Source organism: Nonomuraea turcica (assembly GCF_030718205.1).
Lineage (GTDB): Bacteria > Actinomycetota > Actinomycetes > Streptosporangiales > Streptosporangiaceae > Nonomuraea.
Genome location: NZ_JAUZQF010000001.1, coordinates 145,372 through 166,117 on the forward strand (window position 1 = coordinate 145,372; position 20,746 = coordinate 166,117).

Below are 20,746 nucleotides of genomic sequence, written 5' to 3' on the forward strand. Positions count from 1 at the left end.
CTGGGCCAGGTCCGCCAGTTCGTCCACGGCCAGTCCGGCGGTGTGCGCGCGAGAGGTGATGGCGACCACCTGGTGCCCGTGCCGCACCGCGAGGCGGGCTATCTCCACGATCGCCGCAATGTCGCGGATGCCGAGCTGGTTGACCGGCACCAGCGCGCCCGCCTTTCCGATCGCATCGCATTCGGCGGTGAGCAGCCGGTCCACGGCCGATCTGGCGATCTGCGCGTACGCACTCTGGTCGATCACAAATCCTCCAGTAGCTGTCGTGCGGTCTCGGCGATCAGTTCGGCGCTGCCCGGAGCCACCTGGCTGGCCAGCACCTCATACTCGGCGTGCTGGTAGGCGCCCGCCGTCGGCAGGTAGCCGGGGTACCCGTTGACGTAGCCCAGGACCAGGGTCGGCTCGCCGGGCCGGTCGGCGATGCGCTCGGCGACGGCGAGGAACGGCTCGCCGGGCAGCCCGGCCAGGGCGAGCCCGCCGAGGCGGGCGACGTTCACGTCGACGGCCGTCCGGACGGGCCGTGCGGTGCGGGCCCGCAGTCCCTCGAGCCTGCTGCGGGCCAGACGGGTGGCGACCGGATCGCCTGACGCCGCGGCCTGCTCGTACCCGGCGGTGAGCGCCGCCTCGTCGGCCGTCGTGGAGGCGGGTTCGAGTGTCAGGCGTCGCGTGGCCCAGGAGATCCGCCGGCCAGCCGATCCGGCTCGCCAGAGCGGCGTCCCCGGACCTGCCAGCAGGTCGGCGCAGCGGTCCGCGACGAGCGCGCCCAGGCGTTCCAGCTCAGCCGCGTCCTGGCTTCGCCTGGTGTGGCGGGTGCTGATGTCACCGGCCGCGCCGGTGGCGACCACCACCGAGACGTCCTCGCCGAGTCGCTTCCTCAGACTCCTGCGTACGGCTCCGACCAGGTCGGCGCTGACCAGGCGGTTCGTCGCGGGCAGCACGGTGGGGTGCACGGGAAGGACCACCAGGACCCCGGCGAGCTCGCCGTCGTCCATGGCGATCAGGTCGAGCGGAACCACGGCGGGCGCTCGTGGTCTGCTCCGATCGGAGCCGACGCCCCGCAGTTCGCCGCGGTACACCGTGCCCTCGCACGGCCTCTCCCTGTCGATCGCCTGCCGTACAGCCGTGCCGACCGCCTCGGTGACCCGTTCGAGCCATGGCTCGGGCGTCGGCCCGCCGCCTGGTACGCAGCCGGTCTCGGGCCCTGCGTGGGTGTGGCTCGCCGCCAGCCACAGCTCGCATCCGGCCGCCTGCCTGGCCCGCCTGGCCAGGTCCTCGTTGACGCAGATGATGTCGGCGGTCGCCAGCGCGAACCGCCTCTCGCCGTCCGACCAGGTCAGCGCGCTCACCGACAGCGGGTCGGCCGGCCCCGTGGACGGCCCCGGCCGGTCGAGGTAACCGCCCATCGGCGTGCCGTCCGGCACGGGCAGATCGGTGGTGCCGTATCCCACTCTCATCGTTCCGCCGTTCTGATCATCGCCTGGTAGCGGCCGGGTCCTGCGGAGGCGGCCAGCAGGGCGGCGCCCGCGAGACTGTCACCCGCAGGGGGGTGGAGCCTCGCTCTGGGGAGCAGCCGGGCCAGCTCCGCCTCGAACCCGGCACGGAGCCCGGAGTCACGCAGCAGGCGGCCGGTCCACGCGACGGGCACCGCCGTTCCCTCCGCGAAGCAGCGGGCTGCCGCCGCCACCGTGCCCGCCAGTTCGCGGGCCGCCTCCTCGGCGATGGCCCGGGCCGTGCGGTCTTCCGTCAGCTCCAGGACGTGGACCGCGAAGCGCGCGATCCGCGCCACCGCGTCGGGAGCGAGGTAGAGGCGTCCGGGCAGGTCGGCCAGGTCGCCGAACACGGCCTGGGCACGCTCGGTGAGCGGGCCCGGTTCCGCGCGCCCGTCGAAGCCCCGGCAGGCGGCGTCGAGGCCGCGGCGGCCGATCCAGAAGCCGCTGCCCGCGTCGCCGTAGAGGTAGCCCCAGCCGTCCACCTGCCGGATGTCGTCACCCACGCCCAGTGCGATCGCTCCGGTGCCCGCGGCCAGCACCACGCCCTTGCCGCCCGAGAACGCGCCCGCATGCGAGGTGACCACATCGGTCGTGATCATCACCCGGCGGGCGGTGGCGAGCAGGTGGCCGGCCAGTTTGCCGGGATCATCCAGGACCGTGGTCAGCCCGAGGCAGATGGTGCCGAGTTCCCCCCATCCCGTCCCGATCCGCTCCAGCACGGCCATGACCGGGGAGCCCTCCGCGTACGACAGGCCGGGCAGCTCCCGGATCTCCTGGATCCGTCCCCCCTCGGCCAGGCCGAGCCGCAGGCCCGTCTGCCCGCCGTCGATCGCCAAGTCCATGAAACACCGTCCTGGTCACGATCCGGGCCGGAATCCCGCCCGGCGGTACTCGGTGGGAGAGCAGCCGACGTGGCGGCTGAACGCGCTCCGCAGCGCCTTGGCGCTCGGGTAGCCCGTGTGCGCGGCGATCACGTCGACCGGCAGGGTGGTGGTGGACAGCAGCCGGCGCGCATGCCGCAGGCGCAGGCCCGTCAGGTGGCGCAGGAACGTGGTGCGGCGCTCCTCCGCGAACAGATGCGAGATGTAGAACGGGCTCGCGCCCACCGCCTGCGCCACCGTCGCCAGGCGCAGCCCCGGGTCGGTGTAGTGCTCGGCCAGGTACGCCTCCGCCAGCGCGAGCACATCTCTGCGTGGCGGCTCGGGCATCAGCCGCCCGAGCGTCTCGCGCAGCCACATGTGCAGGTAGGAGCGCTCGTGGATGTCGCCGACCGCGACGATGTCCTCGATGGGCAGCCGGGCGCACGTCACGACCCAGTCGGTCGAACCGTCGGCCAGCCTGGCACGGTTGGCCACGTCCACGACGAACAGCAGCTGCCCGATGAGCCAGTCGCGCAGAGTCTGGGGGTCGGCGTCGCGAGCGCACCTGTTGACCCAGCTCGCCAGCAGCCCTGCCGCGCCGTTGCTGTCGCCCGCGCGGACACGCCTGGTCAGCTCCCGCTCGATCCGTACGGGTGGCCCATCGACGGACATCGCGGCCACTCTGCCACCGGCCTGCGGCTCGATCACCCGGTCGCCGCCGAGCACGAGCTTGTAGCCGTTGACCCGCCGGGCGTCCCGCTCGGTCGCGATCGAGCCCACGCTGGGCGAGCCCAGGCTGACGGTGGCGGTGCACGCCGTCTCGCGGACGATCCTGGCGCGTACTTCCTCCGCCAGCGCGGTCGCGTCGGACATCAACGCGTCGGGATCGGCTCCCGTCAGCAGGACGAGCCACTCCTCGGGCGGCTGTGCGCGGCAGGTCGCCCCCGGGCGGCCGCTGGTGGCCGCGCGCACCGCCTGGTCGGCGTGCCGGAGCTGGCGCTGTGCCCATGACCGCCCGCGAGCCTGCTCGGAGACCATGAAGTCGTCGATGTCCACCAGGGCAGCCACAGCGTAGGTCATGTCTCCACTTTAGGCGGACCGAAATTTGACCGTATTTACCAGCGTCCCGATTCCCTCCACCGTCGCCCGCATGGTGTCGCCGTCTTCGAGCGGGGCGATCCCGGCGATGGTGCCGGTCGCGATGAGGTCGCCCGGCATCAGCGTCATCCCGTCGGACAGGTCGGCGATGAGCCGGGGGAGGCCGAAGACCATCTGCCTGGTGTTGGCCCGCTGCCTGACTTCGCCGTCCACTTCCAAGGTCAGCTCCAGCGCCTGTGGATCGGGCACTTCGTCCACCGTCGCCAGGTACGGGCCCGCAGGCGCGAAGGTGTCGAACCCCTTGGACTGGTCCCACGGCACGTTGCGGGCGATGTTGGCCAGTTGCAGGTCGCGCGCCGTCATATCGTTGATCACGGTGTATCCGGCGACGGCCTCGCGCCACCGCTCGGCCGGCAGGTCCCTGGTCACCTTGCCGATGACCACGGCCAGCTCGACTTCGTGCTCCAGATGACGGGTACGGGCAGGGGCGAGCACCGGGTGGTTGTGGCCCACGAGCGCGGACGGCGGCTTGAAAAACAACACCGGCTCAGGCGGAACCTCCAGGCCGCTCTCGTCCGCGTGCTCCTGGTAGTTCAGCGCCAGACAGCAGATCTTCGTGCAGGTGGCCACGGGCGGCTCGAAGAGCACGGCGTCCTCGTCCAGCGTGGGGCCGTCGCGGTCGGCCACCAGGTCGGTCAGGCGGTCGAGCCCGTACGAGTCCAGGGCCGCGACTGGATCCGATCCGAGGTCGGCCAGGCTCACCAGCTCGCCGGCCGTGCGCCGGGCCACCAGCTCGACAGGGCTGGAGGGGGTACGCCGAATACGTCCAAGAAACATGTCCGTAAGCCCATCAAGGCCCACCGACCTCCACAAGCACCGAAATTTGCGCTTACGACCTGCTTCTTGCTCTCTTTCTTGTCGCCGGGCTAGGTGTCCCCGTTTTATGGTCGGCATGACCCGGACTCTGGATCTCAGCCGCGACCTCTACACCACTGCCCAGCGTTACATCGCAGGCGGCGTCTCCAGCGACGCGCGCCGTACCGCGGGTGTGCCGCTCTACGTGGACAGGGCGTCAGGAGCCAGGCTCTGGGACGTGGACGGCAACACCTACATCGACTATGTGCTCGGTCAGGGCCCCGCGCTGCTGGGCCACTGCCCGCCGGCCGTGGTGGAGGCCGTCACCGCGCAGGTGGCCCGCGGCATCGTCTACTCCGCCCAGCACGCGGCGGAGGCCCGCGTCGCCGAGCGGTTGTGCGCGATGGTGCCTTCGGCGGAGCGGGTCCGCTTCAACACCGTCGGTTCCGAGGCCGCGCACGCCGCGTGGCGCCTGGCGCGCGGCTTCACGGGACGTCCCAAGATCCTCAAGTTCGAGGGCCACTACCACGGCTGGCTCGACCCGGTCCTCTACAGCGTGCACCCGTCGCTGGACGACGCGGGACCGCAGGACCACCCCCGCGCCGTCCCCGGCACCGCGGGCCAGCCGCCCGCCGCCGACCTGGTGATCTGCCCCTGGAACGATCTGGACGCGCTCAGCCGTCTCATGGACGAGCACGCGGGACAGATCGCCGCCGTTGTCGCCGAGCCGGTGCTCTGCAACACCGGCGCCATCGAGCCGGCTCCCGGCTACCTCCAGGGAGTGCGCGAGCTGTGCGACCGCCACAGCAGCGTGCTGATCTTCGACGAGATCATCACCGGTTTCCGGCTCGCTCCCGGCGGTGCCCAGGAGTACCTCGGAGTCAGTCCCGATCTGTCGGTCTTCGGCAAGGCGATGGCGGGCGGCATGCAGGTGTCCGCGTTGGCTGGGCGGGCGTTCGTGATGGACGCCATCTCCTCGGGCAAGGTCGCGCATGCGGGGACGTTCAACTCCCAGCCCGTCGGCATCGCCGCCGCCGAGGCCACCCTGCGCATCCTCGACGAGCGGCGTGAGGAGGTCTATGGCACCCTCTACGCCCGAGGCCGGCAGCTCATGACCGGACTGCGCGAGGCCGCGGCCAAGGTGGGTGTCCCGATGCTGGTGGACGGGCCCGGGCCGGTTTTCCAGACGTACTTCACCGACGCGCCCGCGGTGCGGAACTACCGCGACTTCGCCAGGACCGACCGCGCCATGATGGCCCGCCTACACGCCGCGCTGCTCGACCGCGGGGTCAACATGGTGCCGCGAGGGCTGTGGTTCCTGTCCACCGCTCACACCGAGGCGGACGTCGCCGCCACCGTCGAGGTCTTCGAGGACGCGCTTCGGTCCCTTCCGCTCGGTTGAGATCACCAGTGCCACGCCGGCCAGGATGACCAAGCCGCCGAGGATCACCTGGGTCGTGATCGGCTCGTGCAGGACGAGCGCGCCCAGCGCGACGGCCACGGCCGGGTTGACGTACGCGTAAGTGGACACCAGCGAGATGGGGGCGTTGCCGAGCAGCCAAGAGAACGCGGTGAACCCGATCAAAGACCCCACCACGATCAGGTAGGCCAGCGCCAGCCAGGATCTGGTGGTGACGGCCGATAGATCGAGCCGCTCGCCGAGCCCGGTGCCGAGCACCAGCAGGCCGGCACCTCCCACGACCATCTCGACCGCGCTGGTGGCGAGCGCGTTGGCGGGCATCTGGATCCTGCTCGACAGGAACGAGCCCACGGCCCATGACACCGAGGCGAGCAGCACCACCCCGATCCCGGCGCCACTGCCGCCCTCGGCGCCGGTCAGCGACAGTGCCCCGACCCCGCCGAGCCCGACCAGCACGCCCGCGAGCGTGAGCGCCTTGGGGCGGTCGCGCACGGCGAACCTGAACACGACCAGCCACAGCGGCACCGAGGCCACCAGGAGCGCTGCCAGCCCCGTGGAGATGTACTGCTCGGCCACCGCCAGCATCCCGTTGCCCAGGGTCAGGAGCAGTACGCCCACGAGAGCTGCGCCGAGGAACTGCCTGCGCGACATCCTGAAGACCGTCGGCCCCGACCGCACCAGCAGGAAACCGGCAAGCAGGGCGGCGGCGGTGATGAACCGCAGGGCCCCGCTGAGCATGGGCGGTATCGACTCGATCGCGATGCCGATCCCCAGATACGTCGAACCCCACACCACATAGACGATCGCCAAGGCGCCCCAGACCAGGAGAGGAGCCCGGCTGTCAGGTGTGTTCGCAGTCATGGCTCATGACCTTACCGGGGGACACCGACACAATGCTCGCGAGTATCGGACTCTGGACTGTGGCGTGATATTAACGACAGGCGGCATTCGCGCCACTGTCGGTGCGCTCACCCACCTGGCAGGCTCCCTTCAGACCCGAAAGGAGCCCCATGTCCGCCGCCGTAGCCCACTTCACCGCCCGCCTGACCTTCGAGACCGACGTCTCCGACATGGCCGCCGACCTGACGGCAGCGACCCCCGACTTCGTCGTGGTCGACTCCCGCAGCCGGGAGAGCTGGGACCAGGGCCACATCGAGGGCGCCGTCCACCTCCCCACCGCCGAGATCGCCACCCGAGCCGCCGCACTGATCCCGAAGAGCAGCCTGGTGGTGACGTATTGCTGGGGCCCAGGCTGCAACGGCGCCACCCGCGCGGCCCTGGAATTCGCCAAGCTCGGCTACGAGGTAAAGGAGATGCTCGGCGGCTTCGAGTATTGGGCCAGAGAAGGCTTCCCGGTGGAGACCGCCTCCGGAATCACCCGCCGCGAGGTGGACGCGCTGACGGCCCCCGTACGCGGAATAGTTTGCGGCTGCTAATCGCGCATTACGCCCCGCCGATCGGCCCGCCCAGCACCCCCACAGCCCCGCGCAGCGCCCACTCTGGCGCGCAAGGGCATGCCGGAAAAGATTGGTGCCCCCGTCCGAATCCTGTCGATCGGGGGCGTCCGAGAACATACCCTCATCGACGCGGGTCAACCAACAAGTTCACAAGAGTCAATGACCAAGTTCCCAGACTGACAGGGCCCGTCAATTTCGCCCCGTAACCGGCCCGCAAGCCGCCGTAGCGGCGGCCCGCCGGTGAACGGGTCAGCAGCGTCTCCCTGGACAGAGATCAGCCCCGTACGGCGGTTGGCGCTGCGTTGGCTCGCCGTAACAAATGGTGTTGATGGCGGGCCAAAGGCCCGCGCGTGGGACGGCGGGCCGGCATGAATCATGAGGCCCGCCACCGGAAACGGGGTGGCGAACACGAGGCCCGCCGCCGGAAACGCGGCGGCGGAACACGAGGCCCGCCGTCCACGGATATGGACGGCGGGCCAGCGGGCTTCAAGACAGGCGACCAGACATCATCGCGGACCGAGCTTCTCCACGATGAGCCGATACAACTGCCTCGGACGACCCGGTTGCGGCGTGCGGTTGGGCGGTAGCGGCCACGCGAGTCCCTCGTCAACCAACGTGCGCAGCAACCGCCGAGCCGTGCGAGGCGTGACACCGAGCATCTTCCCCGCACCTTCCGCGTCGACCACCGTGTCGCCGCCTTCCAGCTTGGCCGCCAGCCGGGCCAGTACCTCCACCCCCTTCGGCTTGAGTGCGGTGGATCCGGTCGGCGGCATGCGCGGGGCCGGGATGAGCGCCCGCCCCTCGCGGTCCACCGCGAACCCCTGTGCCTGTTTGCCGGCCTGCGTGCGCGCCAGCGCAGCCCGCGCGTGTGACTCCGCGTCGTGCGTCGTACGCCCCATGCCCACGCCGACCTCGACCGCCAGCCCCAGCTCGTCCCTGATCCTGGCCGCGAACGGCAACACCCTGAACCCGTCCGTGGCCGCCGCGATCGACCCCCTGGTCGCGGTGACCAGGTAGCTGTGATCGTCGATCGGCCAGACGGTGGCGTTGATCCGGTTCGCCTCCTGGACCAGGAGCCGGTGCAGGGACAGCCGCAGCTCGTCGCGCCAGTAGCGGGGCGCGGCACGGCGCACAGGTTCGCGCAGCGTCGGCACCTCCACCAGCACCACGGTCAGTTGCGACTCCTCCAGCCGGTGGTGCGCGCCGAGCAGCGCCGCCGTGTGCAGCGCCGTGCGCACCGCCGCGGAGGTCGGCCTGATCCTGATGACCGGCACGCCTGCTGCTTGCAGCCGCTCGGCCACCGCGGGCAGGCACGTCAAGGCCCCCGTGGTCGCGCCCTGCCGGGCCAGGCGTTCGTGATAGGCCGCGATCGTGCCGGTGGCGCCCGGCTCGTCGCGGCTGTGCACGTCCGTGGCGGGAATGCCGAGGTCGGTGTAAGCCTCCTCGACATCGGCCCGGCTCACCACGTCGATGCTGACCCGCTGGGGGTCCATGCGGGTGTCGAGCGCGGCCTTGGCCAACGCCGCCACCAATGCTGCTCCACCGAGTTGGACGTACGTCGCGGGCATCGTCAGCACACCGGAACGCCTGGCCAGGTCATAAGGGACCGGGCTGGCGAACAGGCATGCGTCGACGCCGGGACCGAGCCGCGTCACTTTGTCCGGTGCCTCCTGCTCGTCGCGGTAGGCGGCCGCCACTAGGCGACACGGCAACGGCGCCGCGGCGTGACCCATCAGCATGACCCGCTCCACCAGGTCGTGGGGTCCGACCACGCCAATGGTGAGGTCCGGTGTCATTGCGCCCGGGCGTGACACTCGGGGAGTTTCTTCGGCCCTCTCGACCAATGTTCGTCCCATCCTGCCATCCGTTGCAGTGCTCTCTTTTGGAACGATCGCTCGCGGGGGCCGAAATGTCACGCCCGACTTTTCCGGAAAGCCGTTCAGGATGACCGCCCGACTAGAGGTCTCAGCAGCTCAACGAGGTTTTACGCGCGATTTTTAGTGTTCGGAAATCTCTCGTGTAATGTCCGCGCCGAGCGCACGCATTCGCGCGGCGAGATGTGCGTGCCCGCGATCGATGAGGTATCCCGAGTCGATCACCGTCTCGCCGTCGGCCGCGAGGCCCGCGAGCACGAGCGCGATGCCCGAGCGCAAGTCGTGCGCCGTCACCCGGGTGCCGGTCAGCGGCGTGCGGCCGCGCACGACGGCCCGGCTGCCGTCGACCTCGACGTTCGCCCCCATTTTGTTGAGCTCGCCGGCCAGCGCGAACCGGCCGTCGAAGATGCGCTCGTGGATGTAGCTGGTGCCGTCGGCCAGCGCCGCGACCGTCATCATCGGCGACTGCAGGTCCGTGGCGAAGCCCGGGTAGGTGTCGGTGATGATGTTGATGGGCCGCAACTTGCCCTCCGACCGCACGTGCAGCACCGCGCCCTGCCGGGCGAACTCGACGCCCATCTGCTCCAGCTTGTAGCGCACCACGCCCAGGTCGAGGCCGGTGCCCACCAGGCTCAGCTCACCCCCGGTGATCGCCGCCGCCATCGCGAACACGCCCGCGTCCAGCCGGTCGGGCATCACCGTGTGCTCGACGGCGTGCAGCTCGTCCACGCCCTCCACGGTGATGAACCCGGTGCCGCCGCCGCTGATGCGCGCGCCCATTTTGGTGAGCATGTCGATGACGTCGAGCACCTCGGGCTCCAGCGCCGCGTTCTCGATCACGGTCGTGCCCTTGGCCAGGGCGGCGGCCATGATGAGGTTTTCCGTGCCGGTGTGGGACGGGGTGTCGAGGTAGAGGGTGGCGCCGGTCATTCCGGACACTTTGACGTGGATGACGGTCTCGCCCTCGTCCACGATCGCGCCCAGCCGCTTGTAGCCGAGGTAGTGGAAGTCGAGGTTGCGGCTGCCGAGATTGCAGCCGCCGACTCCCTCGATGATCGCCTCGCCCAGCCGGTGCAGCAGCGCGGGGGTGAACAGGACCGAGCCGCGGAAACGCCTGGCGATCTCGGCGGGCAGCACCGGGCTGTCCAGCTTGGAGGCGTCGATGACCAGCGTGCGCTCTGACTCGTGCAGCTCGACGTACGCGCCGATGGCCTCGGCCAGCTCCACGGCGCGGCGGACGTCCTCAATGATCGGGACGTTGCGCAGGACGGTGCGGCCCTTCGCGGCGAGCAGAGCCGCACCGATCATGGGCAGCACGGCGTTCTTCGCGCCCTGGATGAACGCGGTTCCGCGCAGTGCGTTGCCACCGCGCACGCGGTAACGGACCATTCGTGCGGCTCCTTGAAATCAATGGTGAGGCTTGATCGGGCCAACAGTAGTCGCTAACACCACATGACCCAGCCGAATCATCCGCTAAAGGGAGTCCCCGTGAGCCGCTCATATGCTTCTAGGTATCGCTGCCTGGTCTGCTCGATCACGTGATCGGGAAGTTGAGGTGGGGGGTTTCCGGAGTCTTTGTCCCATCCGGATTCGGGTGAGAGGAGCCAATCCCGTACATATTGCTTGTCAAAAGACGGTTGGGTCCGGCCCGGCCGCCACTCGTCGGCCGGCCAGAACCGCGAGGAGTCCGGGGTCAGCACCTCATCGCCCAGTGTCAGCACGCCATCGGCGTCCCAGCCCAGCTCGATCTTGGTGTCGGCCACGATGATGCCGCGCTCGCGGGCGATCTCCGCGCCACGCGTGTAGACGGCCAGCGTGATCCGCCGCAGTTCCTCAGCGGTCTCCGCACCGACCTCGGCCACGACCTGCTTGTACGAGATCGGCTCGTCGTGCTGCCCCACGGGCGCCTTGGTGGACGGCGTGAAGATCGGCTCCGGCAGCCTGGACCCGTCCTCCAGCCCGTCCGGCAGGGGCACGCCGGAGACCGTGCCGCCGGCGCGGTATTCGCTCAGCCCGCCGCCCGTCAGGTAGCCCCGCGCCACGCACTCCACCGGCACCATTCGCAGCGGCCGGCACAGGACGCTGTGCGGGTCGTCGCCCCGGGCCACGATGTGGTTGGGCACGACATCCTTGAGCTGGTCGAACCACCACAACGACATCTGCGTGAGAATGGCGCCCTTGTCCGGGATGTCCGGCTGCAACACGTAGTCGAAGGCGGAGATCCGATCGGAGGCGACCATCAGCAGCAGGCCGTCCTCGGTCTCGTAGAGATCGCGGACCTTGCCGGAGTGCACGAGCTTCATCGGGCGATGTCCGTCCTGTAGTGCGAGCCGCGCAACTTGATCCGGCCGACGAGGTCATAGGCCGCCTCGCGCGCGCTCTCCTGGTCGGGCCCACTGCCGACCACGTTCAGCACCCGGCCGCCGTCGGAGACGACGTCGTCGTCGGCCCACTTGGTCCCGGCGTGCAGCACGTACGCGTGCTCGGTCTCCTGCGGCCCCGTGATCACGTCGCCCTTGACCGGCGCGACCGGGTAGTTCTGTGCCGCGATCACGACGGTCACCGCGGAGCCCTCCTTGAACACCGGGTCCAGCCCGAGCTCGCCCGTCGCGCACGCCATCAGCAGCCCGCCCAGCGGCGTCTCCAGCCGGTCGAGCAGCACCTGCGTCTCCGGGTCCCCGAAACGGGCGTTGAACTCGACCACCTTCGGCCCCTTCGAGGTCAGGGCGAGACCCACGTAGAGCACTCCCTGGTACGGCAGTCCGCGCCGCGACAACTCGGCGATCGTCGGATGCACGACCTCCCGCATGACCTGCTCGGTGAGCCCTTCCGGCGCCCAGGGGAGCGGCGTGTAGGCCCCCATGCCACCCGTGTTGGGGCCTCCGTCGCCGTCGTGGAGCCGCTTGAAGTCCTGCGCGAGCTGCAACGGCACGGCGGTGCTCCCGTCGCACAGCGCGAACAGCGACACCTCGGGGCCGTCCAGGTATTCCTCGATCACCACCCGGTCGCAGGTCAGCGCGTGCGCCAGCGCCTGCTCGCGGTCATGGGTGACCACCACGCCCTTGCCGGCCGCCAGGCCGTCGTCCTTGACCACGTATGGTGCCCCGAATGCGTCGAGGGCGGCCGCGGCCTCCTCTTCGGTGGTGCACACCCGGGCCCGCGCGGTCGGCACGTCGGCCGCCCTCATGATCTCCTTGGCGAAGGCCTTTGACCCCTCGATCATGGCCGCCTCGCTGGAGGGCCCGAAGCAGGCGATGCCCGCCTCGCGCACGGCGTCGGACACGCCGGCCACGAGCGGGGCCTCCGGTCCGACCACCACGAGATCGACCCGAAGCGTCATGGCCAGCTCGGCCACCTGCGCCGGATCGAGGGGATCGACGGGATAGACGGCCGCGAACCGCTCGATGCCCGGGTTGCCCGGGGCGCAAAGGACCTCGCTGACCTGGGGATCGAGCTTGAGCGAACGACATAGGGCGTGCTCACGCCCTCCGGAACCAATGACTAGAACGCGCACACGCTCCATTGTCGCAGGCCCGCGGCCAGGCGCAGGCTCTGGCCTCCAGGACACCACATGCCGGAACAGGCGACAATCTTTGTCGAGTTCTACCTGAACGGCGAGCGCTTGGGCCGGTATCGTCGGATAGGTTCAGTCGCCTGTGGTAAGTTAAGGCGGCTTTACGGCGTCTCTAGCGATTGGAGGTGGTCCGGGATGAATCCTGGTGATCCCAGCAGTACGTGCTTCGCCACGTACTCCCCGCATACCCCCGACCACTCCAATCCGGCAGCCTGATCGTGCCTCCACGCATGTGTGTTGATTGAGGTGACTTTTCATCGCGCGTGGAGCGTGCCATGTCGGGCGGAAAGGGACTGCCATGCGCTCGTCCACGCTTTTCCGTCGTATCAACCGTCACCCCGTGCCGTCGCGCGCCGCGCACCAGCTCGCCAAGCCGGTGCGTGAGATCTGCGTGCCCCCCGTCGACTCCATCGTCGAATTCGGCGCCTACGTCCAGGGCAAGAAGGTCTCGGCGACCGGCATCGTGGAAGCGCTCGAGCACGTGCGCGAGCACAACAAGGCCACTGAGGGCGCCAAGGCGTTCGTCTGGGTGGGGCTGCACGAGCCGGAAGCCCCCGAGGTGGAGTGGCTGTCGGAGGTGTTCGGCCTGCACCCGCTGTCCGTCGAGGACGCCGTCAAGGCGCACCAGCGCCCCAAGGTCGAGCGATATGGCGATTCGCTGTTCATGGTGCTGAAGACCGTCGCCTACCTCGACCACGACGAGCTGACCGCCAACAGCGAGATCATCGCCACTGGCGAGATCATGGTGTTCCTCGGCGTGGATTTCGTGGTGACGGTGCGGCACGGTGAGCACTGCCCGCTGACTGTGGTGCGCGAGCGCCTTGAGGACAAGCCCAAGTTGATGAACCGGGGTCCGGCCGGCGTGCTGCACGCCATCTCCGACCACGTCGTCGACCAATACCTCCAGGTCGCCGACCTCATGCAGATGGAGCTCGAAGAGGTCGAGGCCACCGTGTTCGCCGACGTCAGCTCCCGCGACATCAACCGGATCTATCAGCTCAAGCGGGAGATGCTGGAGATGAAGCGGGCCGTCACCCCGCTGCAGGCCCCCTTGTCCGCCTTGCCCCAGCGCCGCGTGATCCCGTCGGAGATGCGGGAATACTTCCGCGACGTCGGCGACCACCTGTCCAGGGTGTGCGAGCAGGTGGAGTCCTCGAACGAGCTGTGCAGCTCGATCCTGCAGGCCGCTCTGGCCCGCTCGAACGCGCTGGCCAACGAGGACATGCGCAAGATCTCGTCATGGGTGGCCATCCTGGCCGTGCCCACGATGATCGCCGGCGTCTACGGCATGAACTTCGACTTCATGCCGGAGACCAAGCAGGTCTGGGGTTACCCGGCGGTGCTGGCCCTCATGGTCACCGCCTGCGTGCTGCTGCACCGCGGCTTCCGCAGGAACGGCTGGCTGTAGCTCCGGAGACCGGGCGCGGACTGCAGGGGGCTCGAGCGCTGCCGCGCTCGCGGTCAGACGCCTACGGGCTTGAGCGGACCGACCGGCGCGGGCAGCTCGAGCCCGCGCTCACGCCACACCTTCCGCAGGCGATCGGGATAGTCGGTCACGATCCCCGCCACCCCGAGATCCAGCATCCGTCCGGCCAACCCGGGCTCGTTGACCGTCCATACAGCCACGTCGAGTCCCGCCGCGGCCGCCTGCGCCATCAGCGCCTCGTCCACCATGACGTGCTCGGGCGAGAGCGTGGTGGCCCCGGCCGCGCGCGCGGCGGCGGGAATGTCGTCTCCCAGGCCGCCCTCGTGCCAGTGCAGGGTGTCCAGCTCGATGAGCGCGAACCGGCGCGTGCCCGGCGCCATCTCGGCGGCGTGCCGCACGATCCGCCAGTCGAAGCTCAGGATGGCCACGTTGCCCAGCCTGCCGTGCCGGTCGAGCTCGTCGACGACGAGCTCGGTGAACATCTCGGGATCCGGCGTCAGCTCCGGTCTGGTGGGATCCGACTTGAGCTCGACGTGCAGGCGTACGCCCTCCGCCTCGTAGGCGTTCACCAGCCCCAGCACCGCGCCCAGCGTCGGCATCCTGGTCTCCGGCATGGCGGCCTGCGTCAACGCGAAGGGGTCGTCGAGATGCCGTGGCCACCGTACGCCCACGTCGAGCATGCGCAGCTGGGCCAGCGTGAGCGCGTTGATCGGCTTGCCGACATAGGGGTAGAGCGGATCGCCGGCACGCAGCGGCCGCGTGTCGGCGCTGGTGACCGCGGACACCGTGAGATCGTGCGTGAGCACGAGCCGCCGATCGCCGGTGAGCGCCACGTCCAGCTCGAGCGCGTGAACGCCGAGCTCCATCGTGCGGCTCATACCCGGCAGGGTGTTCTCCGGCCAGAGACCCCGCGCACCTCGGTGACCATGAATCTCAACGCGCACACCCGGACCCTACCTGCCACCGGGCACGTCTAGGCGGTGCCACGCCGTGTCCTTTTTATCCTGCTACGCCCCGTCGTGCGGTAACCGGCGGACAATAGGCTGTTCTCTATGACGGAGGTTCTCAAACCCGCCCATTCCCCAACAGTCCGGGCATGGGTCGACGGCTGGGTCATCTCCCGCAACACGCCACGCCCCGTACGCGAACCGTGGGGGCTGCGCGTGGATGTCGGCCTACCCGGTCACGTGGCCCGCCACATCGTCCCCGCCCCCACCCCGGAGATCCTCCACCACCTGACCACGACACTGACGAGGCCCGGCACCTGGCTCAAACTCTGCGCCCCCGCCGAGGCCGTCGCTTCCTACCTGCCTCCGGCCTGGACGGTCAAGGACCGGGAGTTCATGATGACCGCCCCCTTGGCCCGCACCGCAACCCCGCAGGCCCCGCCCGGCTACACCCTGGCCATCACCACCAGGGCCGGCGTCACGGCGGCCCGGCTCCTGACGGCCGCCGGCGAGGTCGCGGCCCGCGGCCAGGTCGCCGTGGCGGGCTCGGCCGCCGTGGTCGACCAGGTGGAAACAGCCGCCGGCCACCGCCGCCGCGGCCTCGGCACGATCATCATGCACACGCTGGCGTCGACGGCCGCCTCCCGGGGGGCGCGGACGGGCATCCTGGTGGCGACCTCGGACGGCCAGGCCCTGTACGAAACGGTGGGCTGGACCCTCCACACCCCGATGACCGCCGTGGTGTTGACCTGAAGTTACCGACATCTTTGTCGCCGACATCGACGTCGCCGACAAAAATGTCGGTTACCTCAGGCGAGGAACGTGAACGCGGCCAGGCGACGTGGCCGGCGACCCGCCGGCCACGTCAGAGCCGGTCAGACGAGCGAGCGCACCACCACGGTCTGGTCGCGGCCCGGGCCGACGCCGATCGCGGAGACCGGCGCCCCGGCCATCTCCTCCAGCGCCCGTACATAAGACTGCGCCGTCGGCGGCAGGTCATCGAAGGACTTGGCGCTGGTGATGTCCTCCTGCCACCCCGGGAACTCCTCGTAGATCGGCGTCGCGTGGTGGAACTCGGTCTGCGTCATCGGGATCTCGTCGTGCCGCACCCCGTCCACGTCGTAGGCCACGCACACCGGGATCCGCTCCAGCCCCGACAACACATCCAGCTTGGTGAGGAAGTAGTCGGTGATCCCGTTGATGCGGGTCGCGTAGCGGGCGATCACCGCGTCGAACCAGCCGCAGCGGCGGTTGCGGCCGGTGGTGACGCCGTACTCGCCACCGGTCTGGCGCAGCCACTCGCCCATCTCGTCCGTCAGCTCGGTCGGGAAGGGCCCGGAGCCGACCCGGGTCGTGTACGCCTTCAGGATGCCGATGATCTTGGTGAGCCGGTTCGGCGGGATCCCGGCTCCGGCGCACGCGCCGCCCGACGTGGGAGACGACGACGTGACGAACGGGTACGTGCCGTGGTCGATGTCGAGCAGCGTCCCCTGCCCGCCCTCCAGCAGCACGAACTTGCCCTCGTCCAGCGCCTTCGAGAGCACCAGCGTGGTGTCGGCGATGTGTGGCTTGAGCCGCTCGGCGTAGGCGAGGTATTCCTCCAGCACGGCTTCGTGGTCGATCCCGCGCCGGTTGTAGACCTTGGTCAGCACCTGGTTCTTCTCGGTCAGCGCGACTTCGATCTTCTTCGCCAGGATGCCCGGGTCGAGCAGGTCCTGCACGCGCACGCCCATGCGTGCGATCTTGTCGCCGTACGCGGGCCCGATCCCGCGCCCGGTCGTGCCGATCCTGGCCTTGCCCAGGTAGCGCTCGGTGACCTTGTCGAGCGCCTTGTGGTGGGGCATGATCAAGTGCGCGTTCGAGGAGATCAGCAGCCGCTCGGCGGAGATACCCCGCGCGGCCAGCCCGTCGATCTCGCTCAGCAGGACACCCGGGTCGATCACCACACCGTTGCCGATCACCGGCACGACTTCTGGCGAGAGGATTCCGGTGGGAAGCAGGTGGAGGGCGTATTTCTGGTCGCCGATGACGACCGTGTGTCCCGCGTTGTTGCCACCCTGATAACGGACGACGTAATCGACGTCGCCACCGAGCAGGTCGGTGGCCTTGCCCTTGCCCTCATCGCCCCACTGGGCACCAACGAGAACGGCAGCCGGCATGGTTCAGTCTCCTGAGCACAAAACGAAACCCCTGGCGCAAGCGCGACAGGAGCTCTTGCGTAGTGAGACTACCCGAACACGCCTAAACACCCCAAGGGCTAACCCTTGGTCAGCGCGTCGTAACCAGATTCCGTGCTGTCCTTAAGGAACTGCAGGCACCGCTCGGCCTCGTCTTTCTCGCCGATCGCCTGGGCGGCTCGCGACAGCGCGTACAGGCACCGCAGGAAGCCGCGGTTGGGCTCGTGCTCCCACGGAATGGGCCCGTGGCCCTTCCAGCCGCTGCGGCGCAGGTGGTCGAGCCCGCGATGGTAGCCCGTGCGCGCGAAGGCGTAGGAGGTCACGGCGTGCCCCTGGGCGAAGTATTCCTCCGCGAGCGCGGCCCACGCCGCCGGGTGGGCGGGGAAGCGGGCCGCCACGTCGGCGGGCTTGGCACCGGACTCCAGCGCCTCTCTGGCCTCGGGCTGATCCGGCAGGTGAGTCGGGGGCGGCCCGGCGAGAAGGTTATCCATAGGACAAGTCATACCCGCCGGGCCGCCTCAATGGCTAGGAGATCTTCGTCCCAGCGCTCTTCAGGCTCTCGCACGCCTCCACGACACGCGCGGCCATCCCGGCCTCCGCGGCCTTGCCGTACGCGCGCGGGTCGTAGGACTTCTTGTTGCCCACGTCGCCGTCCACCTTGAGCACGCCGTCGTAGTTGCGGAACATGTGGTCCGCGATCGGCCTGGTGAAGGCGTATTGGGTGTCGGTGTCGACGTTCATCTTGACGACGCCGTAGGAGATGGCCTCGTGGATCTCCGAGAGCAGCGAGCCGGAGCCGCCGTGGAAGACCAGGTCGAACGGCTTGTCCTTGCCGTATTTGGCGCCGACCGCGTCCTGGATCTCCTTCAGCACGCTCGGCCGCAGCTTGACGTGGCCCGGCTTGTAGACGCCGTGCACGTTGCCGAACGTGGCGGCCAGCATGTAGCGGCCCTGCTCCCCGATGCCGACGGCCTCGGCGGTCGCCAGCGCGTCCTCGGCGGTCGTGTAGAGCTTCTCGTTGATCTCGCCGACGACGCCGTCTTCCTCGCCGCCGACGACGCCGATCTCCATCTCCATGATGATCCGGGCCCGCGCGCACTTGTCCAGGAGCTCCTTGGCGATCTCCAGGTTTTCCTCCAGCAGCACGGCCGAGCCGTCCCACATGTGCGACTGGAAGAGCGGGTCCAGGCCCTTGGAGACCCGCTCAAGGGAGATGTCGATCAGCGGCCGCATGAAGCCGTCGAGCTTGTCCTTGGGGCAGTGGTCGGTGTGCAACGCCACCGTGACGGGGTATTTCGCGGCCACGATCCGGGCGTACTCGGCCAGCGCCGTCGCCCCGGCGACCATGTCCTTGACGGTGGCGCCGGACAGGAACTCGGCGCCGCCGGTGGAGACCTGAACGATGCCGTCGCTCTCGGCCTCGGCGAAGCCGCGCAGAGCGGCATTCAGCGTCTGAGACGAGGTCACGTTGATCGCCGGGTAGGCGAATCCGCCGGCCTTGGCCCGGTCGAGCATCTCAGCGTAGACCTCTGGAGTCGCAATAGGCATGATTCATCTCCCTGAGAAGTTACGGCTTCGCGCCAGGGCCCAGTATCCCGGCTCCCTACCCCATGTGGTAGATACAACGCGTTGTTGAAGGCGCGCGCCCGATGGTCACGCCAGGCATGCCCGCTCCGGGTAGGCTCTCGGCGTGGACTGGCTTTTGAATCTCCTAGACCCGACGTGGTGGCTCACGATTCTTGGCGCTTTCGCCACGGTCGGCGTCCTGGCCATCATCTTCGCTGAAACGGGTCTGCTGCTCGGGTTCTTCTTGCCCGGCGACTCGCTGCTGGTGGCCGCGGGGATTTTCAGCTCGGCCTCGGTGGCCGCGGGAATGGGCATCGAGCCGCTCTCGCTGCCGGTCCTGTTGATCGGCACCCCGCTGTGCGCGATCGCGGGGGCCCAGCTCGGGCATTTCCTAGGTCTCCGATTCGGCCGCAAACTCTTTGACAAGCCGGATTCACGGTTGTTCAAGCGGGAGCACGTGCTCAGGGCCGAGGAGTTCTTCGAGAAGTTCGGCCCGGCCAAGGCGGTGATTCTGGCCAGGTTCGTGCCGATCGTCCGCACGTTCATGAACCCCGTGGCCGGCGTGCTGGAGATGCCGCCCAAACGGTTCTTCCTGTGGAACGTCATCGGCGGCGTCTTCTGGGTCGAGAGCCTGCTCCTGGTCGGCCACTTCCTCGGCGGCCAGGTCGACCCCAAGGAGATCGACAAATACATCCTGCCGGGCGTCTTCCTCATCGTGCTCATCTCGCTGATCCCGATCTTCGTCGAGGTCGTCAAGAAGCGCCGCGAGGCCAAGCGGCTCCCCGTGCCCAACGGCAAACACCACCGCGTGGGCGATCCGTCCTGACGGCGTAGGCGACTACCGGTAGGAGTGGCATACGTCACGGTACGCTGCCCACTGTGGGACGCCACAGGTCAGATCCGATGGGCCTCGCCCGCCTGGCGCTCGCCGTCCTGGCGGTCGTGGCCGTGGTGACACTCCTGGTCATAGGCGGTCGCGCGCTGCTCGCCTCGCTCGACGCGCCGACCCAGGCCGAGCGCGAGCGCGCCACCGCGACCGCCCTCGCCACCGCCGGCACTGCCGGCACTGCCGGCCAGGAGGACACCGTCCAGGTGCCGACGGTGCACATCGAGTGCCTGGCCCAAACCTGCCCCACCGTCACCGTACGGGTGCCGGGCGGCGACGTGCTCCAGCACCGTGAGATGAGCAAGGGCGAGGAGGTCAGCTACTTCGAGCCCGAGCTGGACGTGGTGCTCAGCGACGCGGGCACGGTCCGCGTCACCGAGAACGGCAAGCGGCGCGAGCAGGGGGAGCAGGGCGCCAGGCAGGCGTTCACTGCCCGCGCGCCCGGCTAGAGGCCCAGCTCCTGCGGGGTGAAGGCGGTGCGGTAGTCGAGTCCCGCGCCGACGATCCGCTCGTGCGCTCCGCGGTCCACGATCGTGGCCACGGCCACCACCTCGGCCCCGGCCTCCCGCAGCGCCTCCACGGCGGTCAGCACCGACGCGCCGGTCGTGGAGGTGTCCTCGAGCGCGAGCACCCGCCGCCCCTTCACCTCGGGCCCCTCGATCCTGCGCTGCAGGCCGTGCTCCTTCATCGCCTTGCGCACCACGAACGCGTCCAGCACGCGTCCCCGCGCCGCCGCGGCATGCAGCATCGCGGCCGCGATGGGATCGGCCCCCAGCGTGAGCCCGCCCACCGCGTCGTAGTCGAGATCCTCGGTCAGGTCGAGCATCACCTTGCCGACGAGGGGCGCGGCCACGCCGTCGAGCGTGATCCGCCGCAGGTCGAGATAGTAGTCGGCCTCTATGCCGGAGGAGAGCGTGACCTTGCCGTGGACGACGGCCTTCTTCTTGATCTCGGCCAGCAGGTTGTCGCGATCTGTCATGCGTCCAAGCTTAGGGTCCTGACCAGGGTGCGAGCTTGCCGTGGGGGACGTTCGCCGGGCGGTAAAGACCGCGTCGCGGTTTAGTCGTGACGGGTTATGCGGAATGATTGCGCCGGGCAACCCCGCGTAATCGTGAG

The 20,746-nt window shown here is 69.4% G+C and carries 19 protein-coding genes and 1 pseudogene; 6 read left to right on the forward strand and 14 right to left on the reverse strand.

Annotation, left to right across the window (positions count from 1 at the left end; genetic code table 11):
- Window positions 1–242 precede the first annotated feature (242 nt).
- The 4 genes from Q9G87_RS00735 to Q9G87_RS00750 are packed head-to-tail and all read right to left on the reverse strand — an operon-like array spanning window position 243 to window position 4,285.
- A complete protein-coding gene (locus tag Q9G87_RS00735; protein ID WP_305914176.1) occupies window positions 243–1,454 on the reverse strand; it encodes a hypothetical protein in 1,212 nt (403 codons plus the stop codon).
- Window positions 1,451–2,332: a BadF/BadG/BcrA/BcrD ATPase family protein gene (locus tag Q9G87_RS00740; RefSeq protein ID WP_305914177.1), complete on the reverse strand. Its 882-nt coding sequence runs from the start codon at window positions 2,330–2,332 to the stop codon at window positions 1,451–1,453. The genes Q9G87_RS00735 and Q9G87_RS00740 overlap by 4 nt, the downstream gene beginning before the upstream one ends.
- 15 nt (window positions 2,333–2,347) lie before the next feature.
- The gene (locus Q9G87_RS00745) at window positions 2,348–3,430 is read right to left on the reverse strand and encodes a helix-turn-helix domain-containing protein (protein ID WP_305914178.1); all 1,083 of its coding nucleotides are present in this window, start codon (window positions 3,428–3,430) and stop codon (window positions 2,348–2,350) included.
- Window positions 3,431–3,439: 9 nt separating this feature from the next.
- On the reverse strand, window positions 3,440–4,285 hold the full coding sequence (locus Q9G87_RS00750; protein ID WP_305914179.1) for a fumarylacetoacetate hydrolase family protein: 846 nt from the start codon (window positions 4,283–4,285) through the stop codon (window positions 3,440–3,442).
- A gap of 115 nt (window positions 4,286–4,400) precedes the next feature.
- On the opposite strand from Q9G87_RS00750, the pseudogene Q9G87_RS00755 reads away from it, so the two are divergent.
- A pseudogene (locus tag Q9G87_RS00755) lies at window positions 4,401–5,630 on the forward strand (aspartate aminotransferase family protein); the annotation flags it as partial.
- Here the strand turns inward: Q9G87_RS00755 and Q9G87_RS00760 are convergent.
- Window positions 5,565–6,584: an EamA family transporter gene (locus Q9G87_RS00760; protein ID WP_305914180.1), complete on the reverse strand. Its 1,020-nt coding sequence runs from the start codon at window positions 6,582–6,584 to the stop codon at window positions 5,565–5,567. The pseudogene Q9G87_RS00755 and the gene Q9G87_RS00760 overlap by 66 nt on opposite strands.
- A gap of 149 nt (window positions 6,585–6,733) precedes the next feature.
- On the opposite strand from Q9G87_RS00760, the gene Q9G87_RS00765 reads away from it, so the two are divergent.
- Complete coding sequence (locus Q9G87_RS00765) at window positions 6,734–7,159, forward strand: rhodanese-like domain-containing protein (protein ID WP_305914181.1); 426 nt, start codon at window positions 6,734–6,736, stop codon at window positions 7,157–7,159.
- Between the two features lie 527 nt (window positions 7,160–7,686).
- On the opposite strand, the gene Q9G87_RS00770 is transcribed toward Q9G87_RS00765, so the two are convergent.
- The 4 genes from Q9G87_RS00770 to purD all read right to left on the reverse strand — a co-directional run bounded on the left by Q9G87_RS00770 (window position 7,687) and on the right by purD (window position 12,568).
- Window positions 7,687–8,976 (reverse strand): GTP cyclohydrolase IIa, encoded by a 1,290-nt coding sequence (locus Q9G87_RS00770; RefSeq protein ID WP_305914182.1) that lies wholly within the window; start codon window positions 8,974–8,976, stop codon window positions 7,687–7,689.
- Between the two features lie 201 nt (window positions 8,977–9,177).
- Window positions 9,178–10,443 (reverse strand): UDP-N-acetylglucosamine 1-carboxyvinyltransferase, encoded by a 1,266-nt coding sequence (gene murA, locus Q9G87_RS00775; protein ID WP_305914183.1) that lies wholly within the window; start codon window positions 10,441–10,443, stop codon window positions 9,178–9,180.
- 77 nt (window positions 10,444–10,520) lie between these two features.
- Window positions 10,521–11,357: a phosphoribosylaminoimidazolesuccinocarboxamide synthase gene (locus Q9G87_RS00780; protein ID WP_305914184.1), complete on the reverse strand. Its 837-nt coding sequence runs from the start codon at window positions 11,355–11,357 to the stop codon at window positions 10,521–10,523.
- Entirely contained in the window at window positions 11,354–12,568 is a 1,215-nt protein-coding gene (gene purD, locus Q9G87_RS00785) for a phosphoribosylamine--glycine ligase (RefSeq protein ID WP_305914185.1), read from the reverse strand. The genes Q9G87_RS00780 and purD overlap by 4 nt, the downstream gene beginning before the upstream one ends.
- A gap of 400 nt (window positions 12,569–12,968) precedes the next feature.
- Between purD and corA the strand changes: the two genes are divergently transcribed.
- A complete protein-coding gene (gene corA / locus Q9G87_RS00790) occupies window positions 12,969–14,036 on the forward strand; it encodes a magnesium/cobalt transporter CorA (protein WP_305914186.1) in 1,068 nt (355 codons plus the stop codon).
- Window positions 14,037–14,089: 53 nt separating this feature from the next.
- Here the strand turns inward: corA and Q9G87_RS00795 are convergent, their stop codons facing one another.
- Window positions 14,090–14,998 (reverse strand): glycerophosphodiester phosphodiesterase family protein, encoded by a 909-nt coding sequence (locus tag Q9G87_RS00795; protein WP_305914187.1) that lies wholly within the window; start codon window positions 14,996–14,998, stop codon window positions 14,090–14,092.
- A 108-nt stretch (window positions 14,999–15,106) separates the two neighbouring features.
- Between Q9G87_RS00795 and Q9G87_RS00800 the strand changes: the two genes are divergently transcribed.
- Window positions 15,107–15,754 carry a GNAT family N-acetyltransferase gene (locus Q9G87_RS00800; protein WP_305914188.1) on the forward strand — a complete coding sequence of 216 codons (648 nt, stop codon included), beginning with the start codon at window positions 15,107–15,109 and terminating at the stop codon, window positions 15,752–15,754.
- 122 nt (window positions 15,755–15,876) lie between these two features.
- On the opposite strand, the gene Q9G87_RS00805 is transcribed toward Q9G87_RS00800, so the two are convergent.
- The 3 genes from Q9G87_RS00805 to fbaA all read right to left on the reverse strand — a co-directional run bounded on the left by Q9G87_RS00805 (window position 15,877) and on the right by fbaA (window position 18,726).
- Window positions 15,877–17,160 carry an adenylosuccinate synthase gene (locus Q9G87_RS00805; protein WP_305914189.1) on the reverse strand — a complete coding sequence of 428 codons (1,284 nt, stop codon included), beginning with the start codon at window positions 17,158–17,160 and terminating at the stop codon, window positions 15,877–15,879.
- 98 nt (window positions 17,161–17,258) lie between these two features.
- A complete protein-coding gene (locus tag Q9G87_RS00810; protein WP_305914190.1) occupies window positions 17,259–17,669 on the reverse strand; it encodes a DUF3151 domain-containing protein in 411 nt (136 codons plus the stop codon).
- Window positions 17,670–17,703: 34 nt separating this feature from the next.
- Complete coding sequence (gene fbaA / locus Q9G87_RS00815) at window positions 17,704–18,726, reverse strand: class II fructose-bisphosphate aldolase (RefSeq protein WP_305914191.1); 1,023 nt, start codon at window positions 18,724–18,726, stop codon at window positions 17,704–17,706.
- A 142-nt stretch (window positions 18,727–18,868) separates the two neighbouring features.
- Between fbaA and Q9G87_RS00820 the strand changes: the two genes are divergently transcribed.
- Together Q9G87_RS00820 and Q9G87_RS00825 are read left to right on the forward strand one after the other, a co-directional pair.
- Window positions 18,869–19,570, forward strand: coding sequence for a DedA family protein (locus tag Q9G87_RS00820; RefSeq protein WP_305914192.1), 702 nt, complete (start codon window positions 18,869–18,871; stop codon window positions 19,568–19,570).
- Between the two features lie 53 nt (window positions 19,571–19,623).
- The gene (locus Q9G87_RS00825) at window positions 19,624–20,079 is read left to right on the forward strand and encodes a hypothetical protein (protein ID WP_305914193.1); all 456 of its coding nucleotides are present in this window, start codon (window positions 19,624–19,626) and stop codon (window positions 20,077–20,079) included.
- Here Q9G87_RS00825 and pyrE read toward each other — a convergent pair.
- On the reverse strand, window positions 20,076–20,609 hold the full coding sequence (gene pyrE, locus Q9G87_RS00830) for an orotate phosphoribosyltransferase (protein ID WP_305914194.1): 534 nt from the start codon (window positions 20,607–20,609) through the stop codon (window positions 20,076–20,078). The two genes, Q9G87_RS00825 and pyrE, sit on opposite strands and share 4 nt — an antisense overlap.
- Window positions 20,610–20,746: the final 137 nt, after the last annotated feature.

What these genes read in the sequence shown, in the direction of transcription:
- Q9G87_RS00735 (WP_305914176.1), bottom strand. Translation starts at nt 1,454, where the DNA reads ATGAGAGTGGGATACGGCACCACCGATCTGCCCGTGCCGGACGGCACG.
- Q9G87_RS00740 (WP_305914177.1), bottom strand. Translation starts at nt 2,332, where the DNA reads ATGGACTTGGCGATCGACGGCGGGCAGACGGGCCTGCGGCTCGGCCTG.
- Q9G87_RS00745 (WP_305914178.1), bottom strand. Translation starts at nt 3,430, where the DNA reads ATGACCTACGCTGTGGCTGCCCTGGTGGACATCGACGACTTCATGGTC.
- Q9G87_RS00750 (WP_305914179.1), bottom strand. Translation starts at nt 4,285, where the DNA reads ATGTTTCTTGGACGTATTCGGCGTACCCCCTCCAGCCCTGTCGAGCTG.
- Q9G87_RS00760 (WP_305914180.1), bottom strand. Translation starts at nt 6,584, where the DNA reads ATGACTGCGAACACACCTGACAGCCGGGCTCCTCTCCTGGTCTGGGGC.
- Q9G87_RS00765 (WP_305914181.1), top strand. Translation starts at nt 6,734, where the DNA reads ATGTCCGCCGCCGTAGCCCACTTCACCGCCCGCCTGACCTTCGAGACC.
- Q9G87_RS00770 (WP_305914182.1), bottom strand. Translation starts at nt 8,976, where the DNA reads ATGACACCGGACCTCACCATTGGCGTGGTCGGACCCCACGACCTGGTG.
- murA (WP_305914183.1), bottom strand. Translation starts at nt 10,443, where the DNA reads ATGGTCCGTTACCGCGTGCGCGGTGGCAACGCACTGCGCGGAACCGCG.
- Q9G87_RS00780 (WP_305914184.1), bottom strand. Translation starts at nt 11,357, where the DNA reads ATGAAGCTCGTGCACTCCGGCAAGGTCCGCGATCTCTACGAGACCGAG.
- Q9G87_RS00800 (WP_305914188.1), top strand. Translation starts at nt 15,107, where the DNA reads ATGACGGAGGTTCTCAAACCCGCCCATTCCCCAACAGTCCGGGCATGG.
- Q9G87_RS00805 (WP_305914189.1), bottom strand. Translation starts at nt 17,160, where the DNA reads ATGCCGGCTGCCGTTCTCGTTGGTGCCCAGTGGGGCGATGAGGGCAAG.
- Q9G87_RS00810 (WP_305914190.1), bottom strand. Translation starts at nt 17,669, where the DNA reads ATGGATAACCTTCTCGCCGGGCCGCCCCCGACTCACCTGCCGGATCAG.
- fbaA (WP_305914191.1), bottom strand. Translation starts at nt 18,726, where the DNA reads ATGCCTATTGCGACTCCAGAGGTCTACGCTGAGATGCTCGACCGGGCC.
- pyrE (WP_305914194.1), bottom strand. Translation starts at nt 20,609, where the DNA reads ATGACAGATCGCGACAACCTGCTGGCCGAGATCAAGAAGAAGGCCGTC.